This is a genomic window from Alcaligenes faecalis (genome assembly GCF_002443155.1).
Classification (GTDB): domain Bacteria; phylum Pseudomonadota; class Gammaproteobacteria; order Burkholderiales; family Burkholderiaceae_B; genus Alcaligenes; species Alcaligenes faecalis.
This window is the reverse complement of record NZ_CP023667.1, coordinates 3,495,608-3,511,329: the sequence shown is the minus strand read 5'-3', so window position 1 is coordinate 3,511,329 and position 15,722 is coordinate 3,495,608. Positions and strand designations below refer to the sequence as shown.

The following is a 15,722-nucleotide window of genomic DNA, read 5'->3' as shown; positions in this document are numbered from 1 at the left end:
ACCAATAGACAATTACCACATGTGTATCGCTGGCTGGGTAAATTGGATGGTATCGGCCGGCACTTTTCCATGGAGATCCCGATATGAAAAGCGTAGATAGTTTTAAGGCTTTGCACCAGTTGGATGTCGGCGGGCAGTCCTACGACTACTATCGGTTGGATGCGGTTCGTGGAGATGGCCTGGATGTTGCCAGCCTGCCCTATGGCTTGAAGATTCTGCTGGAAAACTTGCTGCGCACCGAAGATGGTGGCGATGTAACGGCCGATGATATTCGCGCCCTGGCCGCCTGGGACCCTGCTGCCGAGCCCGATCGTGAAATCGCCTTTACCCCCGCACGTGTTGTGCTGCAGGACTTTACCGGCGTGCCAGCCGTTGTGGACCTGGCTGCCATGCGTGAAGCCATGCAGGCGCTCGGTGGTGACCCGCAAAAAATCAATCCCCTGGCACCGGTAGAGCTGGTTATTGACCACTCGGTGATCGTGGACGATTTTGGCAAGCCCAGCTCGTTCGAGCGCAACGTGGAAATCGAATACGAGCGCAATATGGAGCGTTACCAGTTCCTGCGCTGGGGCCAAAGTGCATTCGATAACTTCAAGGTCGTGCCACCTGGCACAGGTATTGTTCACCAGGTGAACCTGGAACACCTGGCTCGCGTAGTCTTTACACGCGACGAGCAGGGCCGTCAGCTGGCCTATCCCGACACCTGTGTGGGCACGGACTCGCACACGCCCATGGTGAACGGTCTGGGCGTGGTGGCCTGGGGCGTAGGCGGTATCGAGGCCGAAGCCGCCATGCTGGGCCAGCCCATTTCCATGCTGATTCCCCGTGTTGTGGGTTTCAAGCTGACAGGTCAAATGCCTGAAGGCACTACCGCCACCGACCTGGTGCTGACGATTACCGATATGCTGCGTCAGCATGGTGTGGTTGGTAAGTTTGTGGAGTTCTATGGCCCTGGTGTGAGCGCTGTGCCTTTGGCCAACCGTGCCACGATCGGCAATATGAGTCCCGAATACGGCTCCACCATCTCCATGTTTCCGATTGACGAAGAAACCCTGCGTTATATGGAGCTGACGGGCCGCAGCAAAGAACAGATCGAACTGGTGCGCGCCTACGCCAAGGCTCAGGGCCTGTGGCACGATCCGCAGCATGAGCCTCGCTACTCCGAGCGTCTGGAGCTGGATCTGTCCACCGTCGTTCCTTCGATTGCCGGTCCCAAGCGTCCTCAGGACCGCATCGCCCTGTCTTCGTCCAAGCCGGCATTCCGTACTGCGGTGCGTGATTTGTTGGGTGATGATGTGGCCACCTATGACGAAGCCGTCGAAGAGAGCTTTCCTGCCTCGGACGTGCCGTCGCACAAACCGCCAGCACCCCGGAAAGCGGCGGTGGAATTTACGCTGGCCGATGGCAGCCAGTGCACACTGGATCATGGCTCGGTCGTCATTGCCGCGATTACTTCGTGTACCAACACCTCCAACCCCAGCGTCATGATGGCGGCGGGTCTGCTGGCCAAGAAGGCCGTGGAAAAGGGCCTGAGCCGCAAACCTTGGGTGAAAACCAGTCTGGCCCCCGGATCGCGCGTGGTCACGGACTACTACCAGCGCGCAGGTCTGACCCCCTACCTGGACAAGCTGGGTTTTGATCTGGTTGGCTACGGGTGCACCACATGTATTGGTAACTCAGGCCCCTTGATTCCGGAAGTCAGCCAGGCCATTAACCAGAATGATCTGGCTGTAGTGTCCACACTGTCCGGCAACCGCAACTTCGAAGGCCGTATTCACCCCGAAGTAAAGATGAACTATCTGATGTCGCCACCACTGGTGGTGGCGTACGCCCTGGCTGGCACCATGGATATCGACCTGTACCATGAGCCGCTGGGACAGGGCAGCGATGGCAAAGATGTGTTCCTGAAAGACATCTGGCCGTCTGCCGCTGAAGTGCAGGATGTGATCAGCAAGGCCATCGCCTCGGATATGTACCGTGATGGTTATGCCGATGTGTTCGCTGGTGATGAGCGTTGGCGCTCTTTGCCTACCCCCAAAGGGGATCGTTTCGAGTGGCAGGAAGACTCCACCTACGTGCGCAAACCGCCGTATTTCATCGACCTGAAACGCGATCCAAGCCCGGTCTCGGACATTCGTGGTGCCCGCGTGCTGGCCAAGCTGGGTGATTCGGTCACCACCGACCACATCAGCCCGGCTGGTTCGATTGCACGCATGTCGCCTGCCGCCACGTATCTGATGGATCACGAAGTCAAGCCGCAGGATTTCAACTCCTACGGCTCGCGTCGCGGTAACCATGAAGTCATGATTCGCGGCACCTTTGCCAACGTGCGTTTGCGCAACCAGTTGGCCCCAGGCACGGAAGGGGGGTATACACGCGACTTCACGCAAGACGGCGCGCCCGTGGCAACGATTTACGATGCCTCGCGCAATTACTTGAGTGCCGGCGTCCCGCTGGTGATTCTGGCAGGCAAGGAATACGGTTCGGGTTCCTCGCGTGACTGGGCCGCCAAAGGTACGGTGCTCTTGGGTGTGCGTGCGGTGATTGCCGAGTCTTACGAGCGTATTCACCGCAGCAACTTGCTGGGCATGGGCGTGATGCCTTTGCAGTTCCCCGCCGGCCAAAACGCTGAAACTCTGGGTCTGATGGGAGATGAGGTCTTTGATATTGAAGGCATTACCGCCCTGAATCAGGACAAGATCCCCGAGAAGGTCAAAGTGCGTGCGGGCGATATCGAATTCGAGGCCCTGGTCCGAATTGATACGCCTAGCGAAGCGCATTACTACCGTCACGGCGGTATCATGCAGTACGTTTTGCGGGGCTTGTTGAAAGCGTAAGCTCGGCAGCAGGTCAAGGCGTGGTTTGACACGCCAGCAGGTGCGTCAGTGGTGTCATGCCCCTGGCGCACTTGTGTGTTTAGGGGCCGGCTCCTGCGCCGGCTTTTTGCTTGGATACAGAAAAATGGCGAATACCCAAGAAGCTTCTTGGTCCGAATTACTGTCTGGCCGCAATGGCTTGCGTTCGCTGGCGTTGGCCGGTGGCGTGGCGGTTCACGCGATCAACGTGTATGTGGCGACCACGATTTTGCCCTCGGTGGTGGAGGATATTGGCGGGCTGGAGTACTACGCCTGGAACACCACGCTCTTTGTGGTGGCCTCGATCCTGGGCTCGGCCCTGTCGCCACAAGTTCTGGAAAAACTGGGTCTGCGACACAGCTTTCTGGTGTCGCTGCTGTTTTTTGCCATTGGTACAACCTTGTGCGCGGCAGCACCTTCCATGCCTTTTCTGCTTTTTGCCCGCACGATTCAGGGCTTGGGCGGCGGCCTGCTGCTGGGTCTGAGCTATTCCTCGATCCGGCTGGTGTTTGAAGAGCGCCTTTGGCCGCGCGTCATGGCTTTGGTGTCCAGTATGTGGGGCGTGGCCACTTTGTCAGGCCCGGCGATTGGCGGGGTGTTTGCCCAGATGGGGCAGTGGCGTCTGGCCTTCTGGAGCGTCCTGCCGTGTGCCGCTTTACTGGCGATTCTGGTCTGGACGCAATTGCGCGACGCGCGTGCGCCCGAATCGCGTCAATCGGGCTCCACCCTGGGCAAGGTCTTGCTGCTGACGGCCTCTGTGCTGGTGATGTCGGCAGGGAGCCTGTCGACTTCCTGGATGATCAATCTGGCCGGTGTCGCAGGTGGGGCAATTCTGGTGTATTTGATGGCGCGTGCCGACAGCAAGTCTACCAGCCGCCTGTTTCCGCAGGGCACCTACTCCATCAGCACTGCCTTGGGCAGTCTATATGCCGGTATTGGCCTGGTCAGCGTGGCCGTGGCAACGGAAATCTTCATTCCGTATTTCCTGCAGATCATCCACCACATGAGCCCCCTTAAAGCAGGCTATCTGACGGCCTTGATGTCAGGTGGCTGGACCTTGGGTTCTATTGCCAGCTCCAGCCGGGGGCTGAAAACCGGGGATCGCATGATTATTGCCGGGCCTGTGCTCTCGGGCTTGTCCTTGGTTGCCTTGGGCGTGTTTATTCCATGGGAAGGCTTGAGTGAAGGCACGGATTATTCCTGGGCCTTGTACCTGTCCTTATTGGGAGTCGGGGTGGGGATTGGTCTGGCCTGGCCACATCTGCTGACGCGGGTGTTTCATTCCGCACCCAAGGGGCAGGAGAATATTGCCTCGGCAGCCATTACCACCTTGCAACTGTTCACGATGGCATTGGGGGCCGCTCTGGCCGGGATCATCACCACGGCCTCGGGCTTTGTAGACCCCGGTGGGGTGCAGGGCGCGCGCCAGTCGGCGCAGGCTCTGCTGTGGCTGTTTGCCCTGGCGCCCCTTCTTGCCGCCTTCTTGTCCGGCCCTGCAAGACGGGTGTGCCCCAGGGCTTAGTCTTGGACGGTGCTTTTGGGCAGGCGGAACAGTTCTGGATCCGGGCCAAGACGACCGTCGGCCTGGTCCAGACCGGCAATGGCAGCCATATCCTGTTCGCTTAGCTCGAAGCTGAAAATGTCCATATTGTCGCGCTGACGCTTGGGGGAATTGGACTTGGTAATCACCATATTGCCCAGCTGAATCTGCCAGCGCAGCATGATTTGCGCCACTGAACGGCCATGTTCCTTGGCGATCCTGTTCAGCACCGGATTGTCCCACAGCGTACCCAATCCCAGCGGGCTCCAGGCCTGGGTCTGGATGGCGTGGTCTTCATGGTAGTGACGCGACTCGGCCTGCTGAAAGCCGGGGTGCAGTTCGATCTGGTTCAGCACGGGCAGCACGCCCGTTTTGTCCAGCAAGGTTTGCAGGTGCTGGGGCAGGAAATTGCACACACCAATGGATTTCACGCGGCCTTCGTTGCGCAGATTGATCAGTGTTTCCCAGGTCTGGATGTACTGACGGTTCTTGGGCACGGGCCAGTGGATCAGGTACAGATCCACATAATCGAGCTGCAGCTTGTCCATGCTTTCTTCAAAGCCTGCACGGGTGTTGTCGTGGCCATGCATGTCATTCCACAGCTTGGTGGTCACAAACAGTTCTTCGCGTGGCACCTTGGACTGACGAATCCCTTGGCCGACTTCGGCTTCGTTGCCATAAATGGCGGCAGTATCGATCAGGCGGTAGCCCGCTTCGATGCCACTGCACACCACATCGGCCGTTTGCTCGGCAGGTACCTGCCACACGCCCATGCCCAGTTGGGGCGCACGGTTATCGTCGTGGAAGGTGATGGTTGGGGGGGTAGTCGACATAAGTCTCTCCTCGGTAGAGTGCACGGCAAAACAGCCAGGACATGGCTGATGAAACCACCGCACATTGGGAACGATCGGGCTCTAGAGTACAGGCGATGTCAAAACAAAAGTCCTTAAAAGGACCTGAATCCGCACGGGATGGACACGCGAAGCTTGTACGTAGGCAGGAAATTAGCTTATTGTTTTTTGTCCTACGGCGATTATAGAGGCGTCGACTGGATTTTTTATTAAGATGTTGCAATCTGCATCATTCATAATCCCATATAAGCTTTTGCCTATGGGGTTCCAGCTGGAGTAAGTATGAGCGTACATACCACGCAGGTTCGCATTAGCGTTCCCGCTCTGACCGCCTATAAGGGCAAACAAAAAATTGCTTCGTTAACAGCCTACATCGCGCCTATCGCACGAATGCTGGACGAGCACATGGACATGATCCTGGTGGGCGACTCGACCGCGATGGTAGGTTATGCCATGCCGGACACCCTGAGCATTACGGTGGATATGTTGGCTGCCCATGCCGCGGCCGTGGTGCGTGCAACTAAACACGCTTGTATTGTCGTGGACATGCCTTTTGGCAGCTATCAGGAATCACCCCAGCAGGCATTTGCCAATGCATCGCGTATGCTCGCGGCCAGCGGCGCCCAGGCGGTGAAGATGGAAGGCGGCCAAGCCATGGCTGAAACCACGCGTTTCCTGGTTGAGCGCGGCGTGCCTGTGCTGGCCCACGTGGGCTTGATGCCCCAGTACGTCAACACCATGGGCGGTTACAAAGCTCAGGGCATGACCGATGCCGCCGCCCAGCGCGTGCTGGACGATGCCGTCGCCCATGCTCAGGCAGGTGCCTGGGGCGTGGTGCTGGAAGGAGTGGCCGAAAGCGTAGGCCGCCGGATTACTGAAACCATCGCCATTCCTACCATTGGCATCGGTGCATCACCTGCATGTGATGGTCAGGTTCTGGTGACAGAAGACATTCTGGGCCTGACAAACGGCAAGATTCCCAAATTCGCCAAACCCTACGCGGATGTGGGTGCCCTGATCTCGCAAGCAGCGGCGCAATATGCGGCCGAGGTGCGTGATGGCTCTTTCCCCACGCTGGATCAATGTTTCGGTGTGAAACGCTAGTCCGCCTAACTATTCCGCATTAGAATATTCCATGTTGATAAATGCGGCATCCACATAGAACGACATGGAAATTCGCCAATTAGAAGCTTTTGCAGCTGTGATGTCCGCAGGCAGCGTTACCGCTGCCGGCCGCTTGCTTGACCGCTCTCAGCCAGTGGTTAGCCGCCAGATCCAGGAGCTGGGGTTCAGACTCTTTACTCGCACCCGTCCGCAAGTCACCTTGACTGAGCAGGGGCGCGAGTTCTATCTGGAAGCCCGGCCTGTGCTGATGAATCTGGAGGTGCTGCAAACCCGCGCTCTGGAAATCGCCCGTGGGGGGCTGCGACCTCTGCGTATCGTGACTACTCACGCCTTGGCGATTGGCCTGGTGCCGCAAGCGCTGGGCATCATGGAGCAGCACGATCCGGCCTTCAAGCAAAAGCTGATTATTGATACGGTGAAACCGGAAGAAGTGGTGCAAGCCATCGACGAAGGACGGGCAGATCTGGCGGTGACCAGTTTGCCGCTGGACATTGATGGCTGCACCTTGCATTGGTCGGGTCAAAGCCCGTGCCTGTTGGGCATGGCCGTGAACCATCCCCTGGCCAAACAGGAACTGGTGCGTCTCAGTGATATTCAGAGCACACCCCTGATTTCCATCCAGAACCGCCACCGTTTGCGCCATACCCTGGCAACCGCCTTGCTGCGCGCCAGTCCGGAAGCCCCGGAAGATATCCGTCATATCGAGGTTGCCTCGTCTCTGGAAGGCCTGGTTCTGGCCAGCCAAGGGGTAGGCGTGTCCTTGATCGACCCTTTCACCGCCCACGGCCTGCCACTGCCTAACGTGGTGCTGCGCCCGATTGATATCCACGTGCCTTATATGGTCGGCGTGGTGTCCTTGCGGTCTCGCGAATTGCGTCCCGATGCGCAGCGCCTGGTCGAAGCCATGCGGCAGTACGTGCTGCAATTCATCCCGCGCTTTGTGCTGGGGGATGACACAGGCTTGCCCAGTACGCAGGACCCGTTCGACTCGCTGTAATCCGGCGGGTGCGGCCAGGTTTTGACTGCAGCTTCCCGCCTTTGTCAGCCTCAAGGAATCATGGCGTAAGCTACCACCTCCAGCCTCATGCCCGGCTCCACCAAGGCCGCAACGCCCACACTGGCGCGGTTGGGGAAGGGCGCAGAGAAAAACTCCCTGTACACCTTGTCGATGATGTCCATGTCGGCAACATCGGTCATGTAGATCAGCACTTGGGTGACATTTTCCAGGCTGCCACCCGCCGCTTGCGTGGCCCGCTGCATATTTGCGAAGGTCAGGCGAGCTTGCTGTTCGATGCTTCCCGTATCGATGCTGCCGTCCGGCCGCACAGGCCCGTTCACCATGAACAGCATTTCTCCTTTGGCTTTGACGGCCCAGGAAAACGCTTGCTTCAGGGGCGGAAGCCCGACGTCGACAACTTGTTTCATCACTTGCTCCGAGTAGAGGTGACCGGCAAGGACGCAAAGAGCGCGTGCGTGGCATCGCCCAAGCGGGTGTTGGGGCGAGCCTGGTCAAGAATGACATCGAAGTGGTTACGTGCTGGCATTTCGATGGGGGGCAGATACTGGGCACCCAGTGCGTTCAGCGCATCGGCAAAAGCCTGGCTCTGGCGCTTGAACTCCGAGGTTTCAATTTCTCCCCAGCTGATGATGGCGGGCGGAAAGCCTGTCAGATCAAGCAGTTGTGGGCTGATCGCTCGCGCACTTGCCACGTCCAGGGACAGTGCCTCATTGATACTGGTGCCAATCAGGGGTTGCAGGTCGTAAATGCCGGAAACCAGCACTGTCGCTGCGGGCACGTCTACCGGCAAATTGGCATCATCCTTCCACCCACGCAAGCAGCACATGGCCGCCAGATGCGCTCCGGCAGAGCTGCCGGAAACGACGATGCGTTGCGGGTCAAAGCCCAGTTCTTCACCGTGTTGATGCAGCCAGCGCAGTGCCTTGCGACACTCCAGCACCATGTCGTGGACAGAGGCTTGTGGCGCCAAGGTGTAATCAATGGCGGCAAAGGCGATGCCCGCGTTGGTGCAATCCGGGGCCGAGAACAAAGAGGACGCCTTGGAGAGCTCCTGCCAGTAGCCGCCGTGGATAAACAGCAGCAAGGGCGGAAGCGCCTCCGAATCGCGGGGCTCAGGCAGGAACAGGTCAAGCTTGTGCGCGGCAGCGCTGCCATAGGCATGCTCGGTATGCCGTGATTCGCTTGCCAACGCCGCTGCGCTAAGTGTGGCGTAGTCTTCGATGTAGGGCGCGTAGTTCCCGCCTATACAGGAACTGGGCGAATATTCGCGCTCGCGCTCCTGCGCGGAGAGGGAGTCGTGGGGAGCCTGCATTACAACGCGGTCCGAACAGTCCAGATCTCGGGGAACAACACAACATCCAGCATCTTGCGCAGGTAGCTGACGCCGCCTGTGCCACCAGTGCCGCGCTTGAAGCCGATAACGCGTTCCACCGTCGTGACATGACGGAAACGCCAAAGACGGAAGGCATCCTCAATGTCGGTCAGCTTCTCGCCCAGCTGGTACAGATCCCAGTGTGCATACGGGTCACGGTAAACCTGCAACCAGGCGGCTTCGACCTCGGGGCTGGCCACGTAGGGCTGTGTCCAGTCACGGTCCAGATACTCGGCGGGAATGTGGAAACCTTGGCGGGCCAACAGGCGCAGCGATTCGTCGTACAGCGAAGGCGCTCGGTAGGCCGCTTCCACCTGACGGAGCAGGTCAGGGCGGTGTGCATGTGGCTTGAGCATGGCGGCGTTCTTGTTGCCCAGAGCAAATTCAATGCAGCGATATTGCGCGCTTTGAAAGCCGCTGGAACTGGCCAGATAAGGCCGCATGGCGGTGTATTCCGGCGGGGTCATGGTCGACAGCACAGTCCAAGCGCTGACCAGTTGCTCCATGATGCGCGAGACACGCGCCAGCATCTTGAAGCTGTCGGCATAGCGGTCGGCGGCGACCGATGCGGTGGCCGCATTCAGTTCGTGCAGCATCAGTTTCATCCAGAGTTCGCTGGTCTGGTGCTGGATGATGAACAGCATTTCGTCGTGGGCAGGCGAGAGCGGGTGTTGAGCGCCCAGCACCTCGTCCAGGTGCAAGTAGTCGCCATAGCTCATGGATTGGCTGAAATCCAACTGCGCTTTTTCTTCCGAAACAATGCGCTCTGTCTCGCCGATTCCCTTGTCAGCCGATGCTTTGGAAGCATTCATTTGTTCTGTTCCCGGTACGTTAATAATGACCTGTGCGACGTGTGGAACAGGTCGCGTGAGTCGATAGAAAACCAAAGTCGCGTTGCGCGCCGAGGGGAGCTTGCAGTGCATCGTGCCCGAAGGTCTCCATCAGCGGCAGGATGCGGTCACCCGAGTAGGCGGGCATAGGGGTGAAGCTGAAATTTCTCTGTGGTTTCATGATTTCATCCCACTTAAATTTATGCGTTGATCTTATGGATTTAAGGGTCTTGCGCCAAGCTGTTTTTTATAGAAGCATAACTTTTTCTGAAAAACTTAAAAAACGGGTTTTTTTATGCAAATAGAACTGGATGAGGTGGATTGCAGTTTGCTGGCCGAGCTCCAAAGAAACGCCCGGCTCACAACGAGCGAGCTGGCGCAAAAAGTGGGCATATCGCAGTCGCCCTGCTGGCGCCGGATTCGACGCATGGAAGAAGCCGGGCTTATTTCAGGCTACCACGCCCGGCTGGATCGGCGCGGCCTGGGCTATGGCGTGGTGGCCTTCGTCAGCATCAGTGTGGACTTTCAAAATGAAGAGCGTTCGGTGCAGTTTGTGGAGGCCGTGCGCGATATTCCGGAGGTGGTGATGTGCCACGGTATTGCCGGTCCGGCCGACTTTTTGCTGATGGTGGTGGCCAAGGATCTGGACAGCTATTCGGAATTGTTGCAAAGAAAATTGCATCGTTTGCCGGGGGTTCGGCAAGCGCAGACTAGTTTTTCCTTGCAGGAATTCAAGGGTCTTCACGAGCTGCCTATCCCAGCAATGGCCAGCCCTACGGCCTGATTTACCGCGTTGCAAAACCGAATGCGCGGCTCGCTCGCAAGGCTTGCCGCGTCGTCCATGACGAATTAGGAGGCTAAGGGTTAGCTCTGATTTGTTGTCGGAGAAGTCCGTCCTTAGAATTGATCAAAAATCACAAATCTTTGCTCGAATTCACTTTGTGACGGAATTTAATGAAACATTCAGATGCTGCAAGCACCAGTGCTCCGCTCGAAGCTTTCCAACCTATCGTTCGGCAATCCGTTAACGAAGCGGTCTATCAAGCCCTGCGCAACAAGCTGATGCACGGTGAATACCGTGCCGGCCAAGTGCTTGGCATCCAGTACCTGGCCGATGCGCTGGGCACCAGCACCATGCCGGTGCGCGAAGCCCTGCGTCGTCTGGTGGCTCAGCAAGGGCTGGAGCCCTTGCCCAACGGCACCACGCGTGTCCCCCTGATCACCAAAGCCTGCCTGAGCGACATTCGCCGTGCTCGCGTTCTGATCGAAGGCACCGTCACCGAATGGGCTGGCCCCCTGCTGACATCTTCCGTGCTGGATCAGCTGGAACAGTTGGCGCAAGAAATTACACAAGAGCGCCGCACGCCCAAAGGCGTGGCCAGCAGCCTGGAAAAAAACCGGATCTTTCATTTCACGATCTATGCCGCCGCCCAGTCCCCCGTCATGCTCGCCATGATCGAGAGCCTGTGGTTGCAGTCGGGGGCCTATCTGCGTGAAACCCGCGAACTGCTCCATAACGAAGACTCCTCAGACCAGTTGCATGAGTCCACCGTCAACGCGCTGCGTGCCGGTAACTTCGCCCAGGCGCGCCAATACATTCAGGAAGATGTTTCCTGGATCTTTGATCGCTTGGACCTGACCGATTAACTCGATCTTTCAATTACTCATCACCACCAAAGACCATGCTAAAAAAACATAGATCAAAAGCAGTGACCGAGGGCGTGACCCGCACACCACACCGAGCCTTTCTGCGTGCCACGGGCCTGGACGATGATGATCTGGACCGCTCGATGGTCGCCATCATTGGAACCGCCGGAGACAACACACCCTGTTCCAAATCGCTGGGCCCGCAGGCAGACAGCGTGCGCCTGGGCGTAGCACAGGGTGGTGGCGTACCCGTCATGATGAACACGATTTCCGTGTCCGATGGCACCTCCATGAACCACGCTGGCATGCGCATGAGCCTGGTCTCGCGCGAGATGATTGCCGACAGCATGGAAATAGCTGTACGTGGCCATGCCTATGACGCTCTGGTCGGTCTGGGTGGTTGCGACAAGACCTTGCCTGGCACCCTGATGGCCATGGCGCGGCTCAACGTCCCCTCAGTCTTCATTTATGGTGGCTCCATGTTGCCGGGCTACTCACCCGATGGCACTGAAAACACGGTGCTTACCGCCATTGAGGGTGTGGGTCGCTACCAGACTGGGGCGATTTCCCTGGAGCAACTGCATGGCATCGAGCGTACCTGTGCCATGACCGTGGGCTCCTGTCCGGGCCAGTTCACCGCCAATACCATGGGTATGGTGGCAGAGGCCCTGGGCCTGTCTTTTCTGGGTTCCTCGACCACCCCGGCGGTCTACAGCCAACGACACGCGCTGGCTCGTCGCGCCGGTCGCCGTGTGATGGAGATTCTGGAACACGGTGGTCCTTTGCCGCGTGATCTCATCACCCGCAAGAGTCTGGAAAATGCCACTGCTGCTGTTGCTGCGACTGGCGGATCGACCAATGTGGCCTTGCATATTCCTGCCATTGCGCACGAAGTCGGTATTCGTTTCACCACGGACGATATGGCCGAGGTGTTCAACCGCACGCCATTGATTGCCGACTTGCAGCCCGGCGGCCGTTATCTGGCACGCGATCTGGACGTGATCGGCGGGGTGCCCGTCGTGCTCAAGGCTCTCTTGAAGAGCGGTCACCTGCACGGCGATGCCTTGACCATTACCGGCGAAACCTTGGCCGAGGCTCTGGAAAACTTCCCCGATGTGGATGGTCGTATCGTGCGCAGCAGCGATCAGCCGATTCACGCGTCGGGCGGCCTGGTCGTGCTCAAGGGCAATCTGTGCCCCGATGGCGCCTTACTGAAAATTGCTGGCTTGAAGTCTCTGGTATTTGACGGGCGCGCACGCGTTTTTGAAACCGAAGAAGACTGTATGGCGGTGGTATCCAAGCAGGCCTATGAGGCTGGCGACGTACTGATTATCCGTAACGAAGGCCCTAAAGGCGGCCCCGGTATGCGCGAGATGCTAAGTGTCACTGCCGCCATTTATGGTCATGGCAATGGCGAAAAAGTGGCACTGCTGACGGATGGCCGTTTCTCCGGTGCGACACGCGGCATGTGTATCGGCTATGCCAGCCCCGAAGCAGCAGCCGGTGGGAACATCGGTTTGGTAAAAGACGGCGACCGTATCACCATCGATGCTACCCAAAGCAGCATGCAGCTGCATGTGTCCGAGGAGGAACTGGCTGCACGCCGGGCGCAATGGAAACCTTACGTACGAGACCGCTTGGCTGGCGCGCTGGAGAAGTACGCACGCCTGGTTGGACCGACCAATGAAGGTGCAGTGACCCATTCGGGTGCTGCCGAGTGGCCGCAAGAACAGCTTGAGGACGTATAAGATGAAACTCGGTTTTTGCGGTTTGGGATTGATGGGGGCTGCCATGGTGCAGCGCCTGTTGAAAGCGGGTCACGAGGTCAAGGTCTGGAACCGTTCCAGAGAAAAGGCCGAGCCGCTGGCGGCGCTGGGTGCGCAGGTCGTAAGCACGCCACGCGAAGCGGCTGAAGGCGCCGATGGCGTGTTGTTATGCCTGTTTGATGCCAAGGCCGCCGAGGCCGTGGTGTTTGGCGCGGACGGGATTGCTCAGGCAGCGGGCCTTAAATGGCTGGTGGATCACTCCAGTATCGACCCTGAGGCCACACGCAAGCTGGCCGCTCGTTTGGCGGAGATCTGCGGCGCTGACTGGATTGATGCCCCGGTGTCCGGCGGTATTCCCGGCGTGGAGGCCGGTACGCTGGCCATCATGACGGGCGGTAGCGAAACCCATATGCCTGAAGCCGAGGCCGCCATGTGCGCCTACGCCGGCAATATCACGCATATGGGGCCTTCCGGGACCGGGCAGGCAACCAAGCTGTGCAATCAGGCCATCGTGGCAACTTCGATTGCGGCATTGGCTGAAGCCATTGGCTTTGCCCAGCGCAATAACATCAATGTGGACAAGCTGGCGCCCGCGCTGGCGGGTGGTTGGGCGGACTCCAAGCCCTTGCAGATCTTTGCCCCGCGCATGATAGAGGCCCAGGAAAAAAGTATTGGTGCGCTGTCCACCATGCTCAAGGATATCGACACCCTGATCGCCAATGCCCAACAAAGCGGCGCGCCTATGCCGGTTGCCGCCAGCGTGCAGCAAATGTTGCGCGTGGCAAGCGCCATGGGGCTGGGTCAGGCTGAGGTGTCTGCCTTGGTCAGCGTTGTGCTGCCCGAGCAGCGTGACGCTTTTCTTCGCCAGATAAGCACATAAGGCAGGCTGCCCCATGCAACTATCCGCTAATCTCAGCTGGTTGTATCGGCATCTGGACTGGAGCGAACGTTTTGAGGCTGCGGCAGCCGATGGGTTTCAGGGCGTCGAGATTTTGCTGCCTTACGACTACGCTCCGGCTTGGTACGCTCAGCAACTGCAAGCCGCACAGCTGGAGCTAACTCTGATCAACACGCCTATAGGCGAGGGGCAGGGCAGGTTGGGTTGGGCGGCCATTCCCGGCGCACAGGCCCAGTTCCAGGAAGCCTTTGATCGCGCCCGTGCTGTTGCACAGGCTACCGGGTGCCGCCGTATCCATGTGATGGCGGGCGATGTCAGCCCCTTCGATCAGGAAGATTGCCGGGCTGCACTGCTCAGTAATCTGGAACAGGCTTTGGCCTTGGCTGAAGCAGATGATCTGGTGCTGACGCTGGAAGCGCTCAACCGCAGCGATATGGCCGGGTATTTTTATTACTTGCCAGAGCAGGTGATTGAGGTGCTCCAGCACTTCAATTCCCCGCGCCTGCGTCTGCAGTTTGATTACTACCACTGCGTCAAAGAAAGCTTGGACGTCCCTTCCAGTGTGGAGGCCTGTGCTCCGTGGATCGGCTATGTGCAGATCGCGGGTGCCGATGGGCGCTACGAGCCGGATCTTGCACAGCACGATTTGCTGGCAGGCGTGGCGGCCTTGCCTGCCTTGGCTTACGACAGCTGGCTGGGCTGCGAGTATCAGCCTCGTGGATCATCTTCGGACGGTTTAGCCTGGTGCCAGCCCTTGTGTGATCGCGGTGTGCTGGCTGCGCCACGTCGTCGTGATGCGGCTTGCACGCAGGCTGCCGGGAGATAAGCCATGAAGCATGTCTTGATTACCGGCGCCAACGGCTACATCGGCCAAGCGCTTGCCCGTGCGGCGGCCAAACTGCTTGAAGCCAAAGAGATTCAAAGCCTGACGCTGACCGATCTGGCCTTTGAAGAGCAAAGCCATCACCACGTGCCTGGCCTGCGCTGCATTAGTGGCGACCTGGCCGATAAAACCGTGCTGGAAGCGGTGTTGTCGCCAGCACCCGACACGGTTTTCCATCTGGCATCGGTGACCAGTCGGCTGGCTGAAGAGAATTTCGCACTGGGTTTGCGCGTCAATATAGACAGCACCATAGGCTTGTTTGAGCACCTGCGACAGCAAGGCCAGTGCCCCGTTGTGGTGTATGCCAGCAGTATCGGTGTCTTTGGGACGCCACTGCCCCAGCAGGTGGATGACGACACGCCCGTCGCACCTACTTTAAGTTATGGAACGCAGAAGCGGATGGTGGAGCTGCTGCTGGCCGATTACAGCCGCCGGGGTTTTCTGGATGGCCGCTCGGTTCGCTTGCCTACCGTGGTCGCCAGACCCATGACCGCCGAAACTGCGCTGTCTTCCTTTGCCAGCTCCTTGATCCATGCCTTGGCTGCTGGCAGCACCTACGAGTGCCCCATTGGCCCGCAAGGGTGGATCTGGCTGCTTTCCTTGCCCGCCTGTGTGCGGCACCTTCTGACAACAGCGAGCCTGGAAGCCGCTCGCTTGCCTGCAGGTCGGGTGTGGAATCTTCCCGCCCAGCGTCTTCAGGTGGCAGAGCTGGTACAGGCTGCCAAAACCCGCTATGGCCGGGGGGCCGACGCGGGATTGAGCTTTCAGTCCAACCCTCAGTTTGACCAGCAGTTTGCCCAGTGGCCGCCTTTGACAACGGCAATCGCCACACAGTTGGGCATGCATCATGACGGCGATGCCGAAACCTTGATTGAGCAGGCCCTTTTCTCCTGACGGGCCTGGCTAACTATACCTATAACGATCTACCACCAAAAAA

Annotated in this window: 15 protein-coding genes; 10 read left to right on the top strand and 5 right to left on the bottom strand. The window is 58.6% G+C overall.

Going from position 1 to position 15,722, the window contains the following annotated elements; translation table 11 throughout:
• Positions 1-83: 83 nt before the first annotated feature.
• Both acnA and CPY64_RS16335 read left to right on the top strand, forming a co-directional pair.
• On the top strand, positions 84-2,837 hold the full coding sequence (acnA, locus tag CPY64_RS16340) for an aconitate hydratase AcnA (protein WP_042485630.1): 2,754 nt from the start codon (positions 84-86) through the stop codon (positions 2,835-2,837).
• 124 nt (positions 2,838-2,961) lie between these two features.
• Positions 2,962-4,377, top strand: coding sequence for an MFS transporter (locus CPY64_RS16335; protein ID WP_042485634.1), 1,416 nt, complete (start codon positions 2,962-2,964; stop codon positions 4,375-4,377).
• Here CPY64_RS16335 and CPY64_RS16330 read toward each other — a convergent pair.
• Positions 4,374-5,228, bottom strand: a complete 855-nt coding sequence (locus CPY64_RS16330) for an aldo/keto reductase (protein WP_042485636.1) — start codon at positions 5,226-5,228, stop codon at positions 4,374-4,376. The two genes, CPY64_RS16335 and CPY64_RS16330, sit on opposite strands and share 4 nt — an antisense overlap.
• 300 nt (positions 5,229-5,528) lie before the next feature.
• Here CPY64_RS16330 and panB point away from each other — a divergent pair, with 300 nt between their 5' ends.
• The gene (panB, locus tag CPY64_RS16325; protein ID WP_042485639.1) at positions 5,529-6,350 is read left to right on the top strand and encodes a 3-methyl-2-oxobutanoate hydroxymethyltransferase; all 822 of its coding nucleotides are present in this window, start codon (positions 5,529-5,531) and stop codon (positions 6,348-6,350) included.
• Positions 6,351-6,414: 64 nt separating this feature from the next.
• The gene (locus tag CPY64_RS16320) at positions 6,415-7,368 is read left to right on the top strand and encodes a LysR family transcriptional regulator (RefSeq protein WP_042485642.1); all 954 of its coding nucleotides are present in this window, start codon (positions 6,415-6,417) and stop codon (positions 7,366-7,368) included.
• A gap of 50 nt (positions 7,369-7,418) precedes the next feature.
• On the opposite strand, the gene CPY64_RS16315 is transcribed toward CPY64_RS16320, so the two are convergent.
• Genes CPY64_RS16315 through CPY64_RS19065 form a run of 4 tightly spaced genes read right to left on the bottom strand, consistent with a single transcriptional unit; the run spans position 7,419 to position 9,772 of the window.
• A complete protein-coding gene (locus CPY64_RS16315) occupies positions 7,419-7,796 on the bottom strand; it encodes a RidA family protein (RefSeq protein WP_042485645.1) in 378 nt (125 codons plus the stop codon).
• Positions 7,796-8,701 carry an alpha/beta hydrolase gene (locus tag CPY64_RS16310; RefSeq protein ID WP_042485649.1) on the bottom strand — a complete coding sequence of 302 codons (906 nt, stop codon included), beginning with the start codon at positions 8,699-8,701 and terminating at the stop codon, positions 7,796-7,798. Before CPY64_RS16310 ends, CPY64_RS16315 begins: the two co-directional genes overlap by 1 nt.
• Positions 8,701-9,573: a tryptophan 2,3-dioxygenase gene (gene kynA, locus CPY64_RS16305; protein WP_042485651.1), complete on the bottom strand. Its 873-nt coding sequence runs from the start codon at positions 9,571-9,573 to the stop codon at positions 8,701-8,703. The genes CPY64_RS16310 and kynA overlap by 1 nt, the downstream gene beginning before the upstream one ends.
• Before the next feature lie 19 nt (positions 9,574-9,592).
• A complete protein-coding gene (locus CPY64_RS19065) occupies positions 9,593-9,772 on the bottom strand; it encodes a hypothetical protein (RefSeq protein WP_123794690.1) in 180 nt (59 codons plus the stop codon).
• A 114-nt stretch (positions 9,773-9,886) separates the two neighbouring features.
• On the opposite strand from CPY64_RS19065, the gene CPY64_RS16300 reads away from it, so the two are divergent.
• From CPY64_RS16300 to CPY64_RS16275, 6 genes are all read left to right on the top strand, one after another.
• Positions 9,887-10,375 carry an Lrp/AsnC family transcriptional regulator gene (locus CPY64_RS16300; protein ID WP_042485654.1) on the top strand — a complete coding sequence of 163 codons (489 nt, stop codon included), beginning with the start codon at positions 9,887-9,889 and terminating at the stop codon, positions 10,373-10,375.
• A 170-nt stretch (positions 10,376-10,545) separates the two neighbouring features.
• Entirely contained in the window at positions 10,546-11,238 is a 693-nt protein-coding gene (locus tag CPY64_RS16295; RefSeq protein WP_042485657.1) for a GntR family transcriptional regulator, read from the top strand.
• Positions 11,239-11,273: 35 nt separating this feature from the next.
• Positions 11,274-12,986, top strand: a complete 1,713-nt coding sequence (ilvD, locus tag CPY64_RS16290; protein ID WP_042485661.1) for a dihydroxy-acid dehydratase — start codon at positions 11,274-11,276, stop codon at positions 12,984-12,986.
• 1 nt (position 12,987) lies between these two features.
• Positions 12,988-13,884, top strand: a complete 897-nt coding sequence (locus CPY64_RS16285; RefSeq protein ID WP_042485665.1) for an NAD(P)-dependent oxidoreductase — start codon at positions 12,988-12,990, stop codon at positions 13,882-13,884.
• A 13-nt stretch (positions 13,885-13,897) separates the two neighbouring features.
• Positions 13,898-14,728 (top strand): hydroxypyruvate isomerase family protein, encoded by an 831-nt coding sequence (locus tag CPY64_RS16280; RefSeq protein ID WP_042485668.1) that lies wholly within the window; start codon positions 13,898-13,900, stop codon positions 14,726-14,728.
• Between the two features lie 3 nt (positions 14,729-14,731).
• Complete coding sequence (locus tag CPY64_RS16275; RefSeq protein WP_042485670.1) at positions 14,732-15,679, top strand: NAD-dependent epimerase/dehydratase family protein; 948 nt, start codon at positions 14,732-14,734, stop codon at positions 15,677-15,679.
• Positions 15,680-15,722 lie beyond the last annotated feature (43 nt).

Coding starts and splice junctions, on each gene's coding strand:
- acnA (WP_042485630.1), top strand. CDS start 84: ATGAAAAGCGTAGATAGTTTTAAGGCTTTGCACCAGTTGGATGTCGGC.
- CPY64_RS16335 (WP_042485634.1), top strand. CDS start 2,962: ATGGCGAATACCCAAGAAGCTTCTTGGTCCGAATTACTGTCTGGCCGC.
- CPY64_RS16330 (WP_042485636.1), bottom strand. CDS start 5,228: ATGTCGACTACCCCCCCAACCATCACCTTCCACGACGATAACCGTGCG.
- panB (WP_042485639.1), top strand. CDS start 5,529: ATGAGCGTACATACCACGCAGGTTCGCATTAGCGTTCCCGCTCTGACC.
- CPY64_RS16320 (WP_042485642.1), top strand. CDS start 6,415: ATGGAAATTCGCCAATTAGAAGCTTTTGCAGCTGTGATGTCCGCAGGC.
- CPY64_RS16315 (WP_042485645.1), bottom strand. CDS start 7,796: ATGAAACAAGTTGTCGACGTCGGGCTTCCGCCCCTGAAGCAAGCGTTT.
- CPY64_RS16310 (WP_042485649.1), bottom strand. CDS start 8,701: ATGCAGGCTCCCCACGACTCCCTCTCCGCGCAGGAGCGCGAGCGCGAA.
- kynA (WP_042485651.1), bottom strand. CDS start 9,573: ATGAATGCTTCCAAAGCATCGGCTGACAAGGGAATCGGCGAGACAGAG.
- CPY64_RS19065 (WP_123794690.1), bottom strand. CDS start 9,772: ATGAAACCACAGAGAAATTTCAGCTTCACCCCTATGCCCGCCTACTCG.
- CPY64_RS16300 (WP_042485654.1), top strand. CDS start 9,887: ATGCAAATAGAACTGGATGAGGTGGATTGCAGTTTGCTGGCCGAGCTC.
- CPY64_RS16295 (WP_042485657.1), top strand. CDS start 10,546: ATGAAACATTCAGATGCTGCAAGCACCAGTGCTCCGCTCGAAGCTTTC.
- ilvD (WP_042485661.1), top strand. CDS start 11,274: ATGCTAAAAAAACATAGATCAAAAGCAGTGACCGAGGGCGTGACCCGC.
- CPY64_RS16285 (WP_042485665.1), top strand. CDS start 12,988: ATGAAACTCGGTTTTTGCGGTTTGGGATTGATGGGGGCTGCCATGGTG.
- CPY64_RS16280 (WP_042485668.1), top strand. CDS start 13,898: ATGCAACTATCCGCTAATCTCAGCTGGTTGTATCGGCATCTGGACTGG.
- CPY64_RS16275 (WP_042485670.1), top strand. CDS start 14,732: ATGAAGCATGTCTTGATTACCGGCGCCAACGGCTACATCGGCCAAGCG.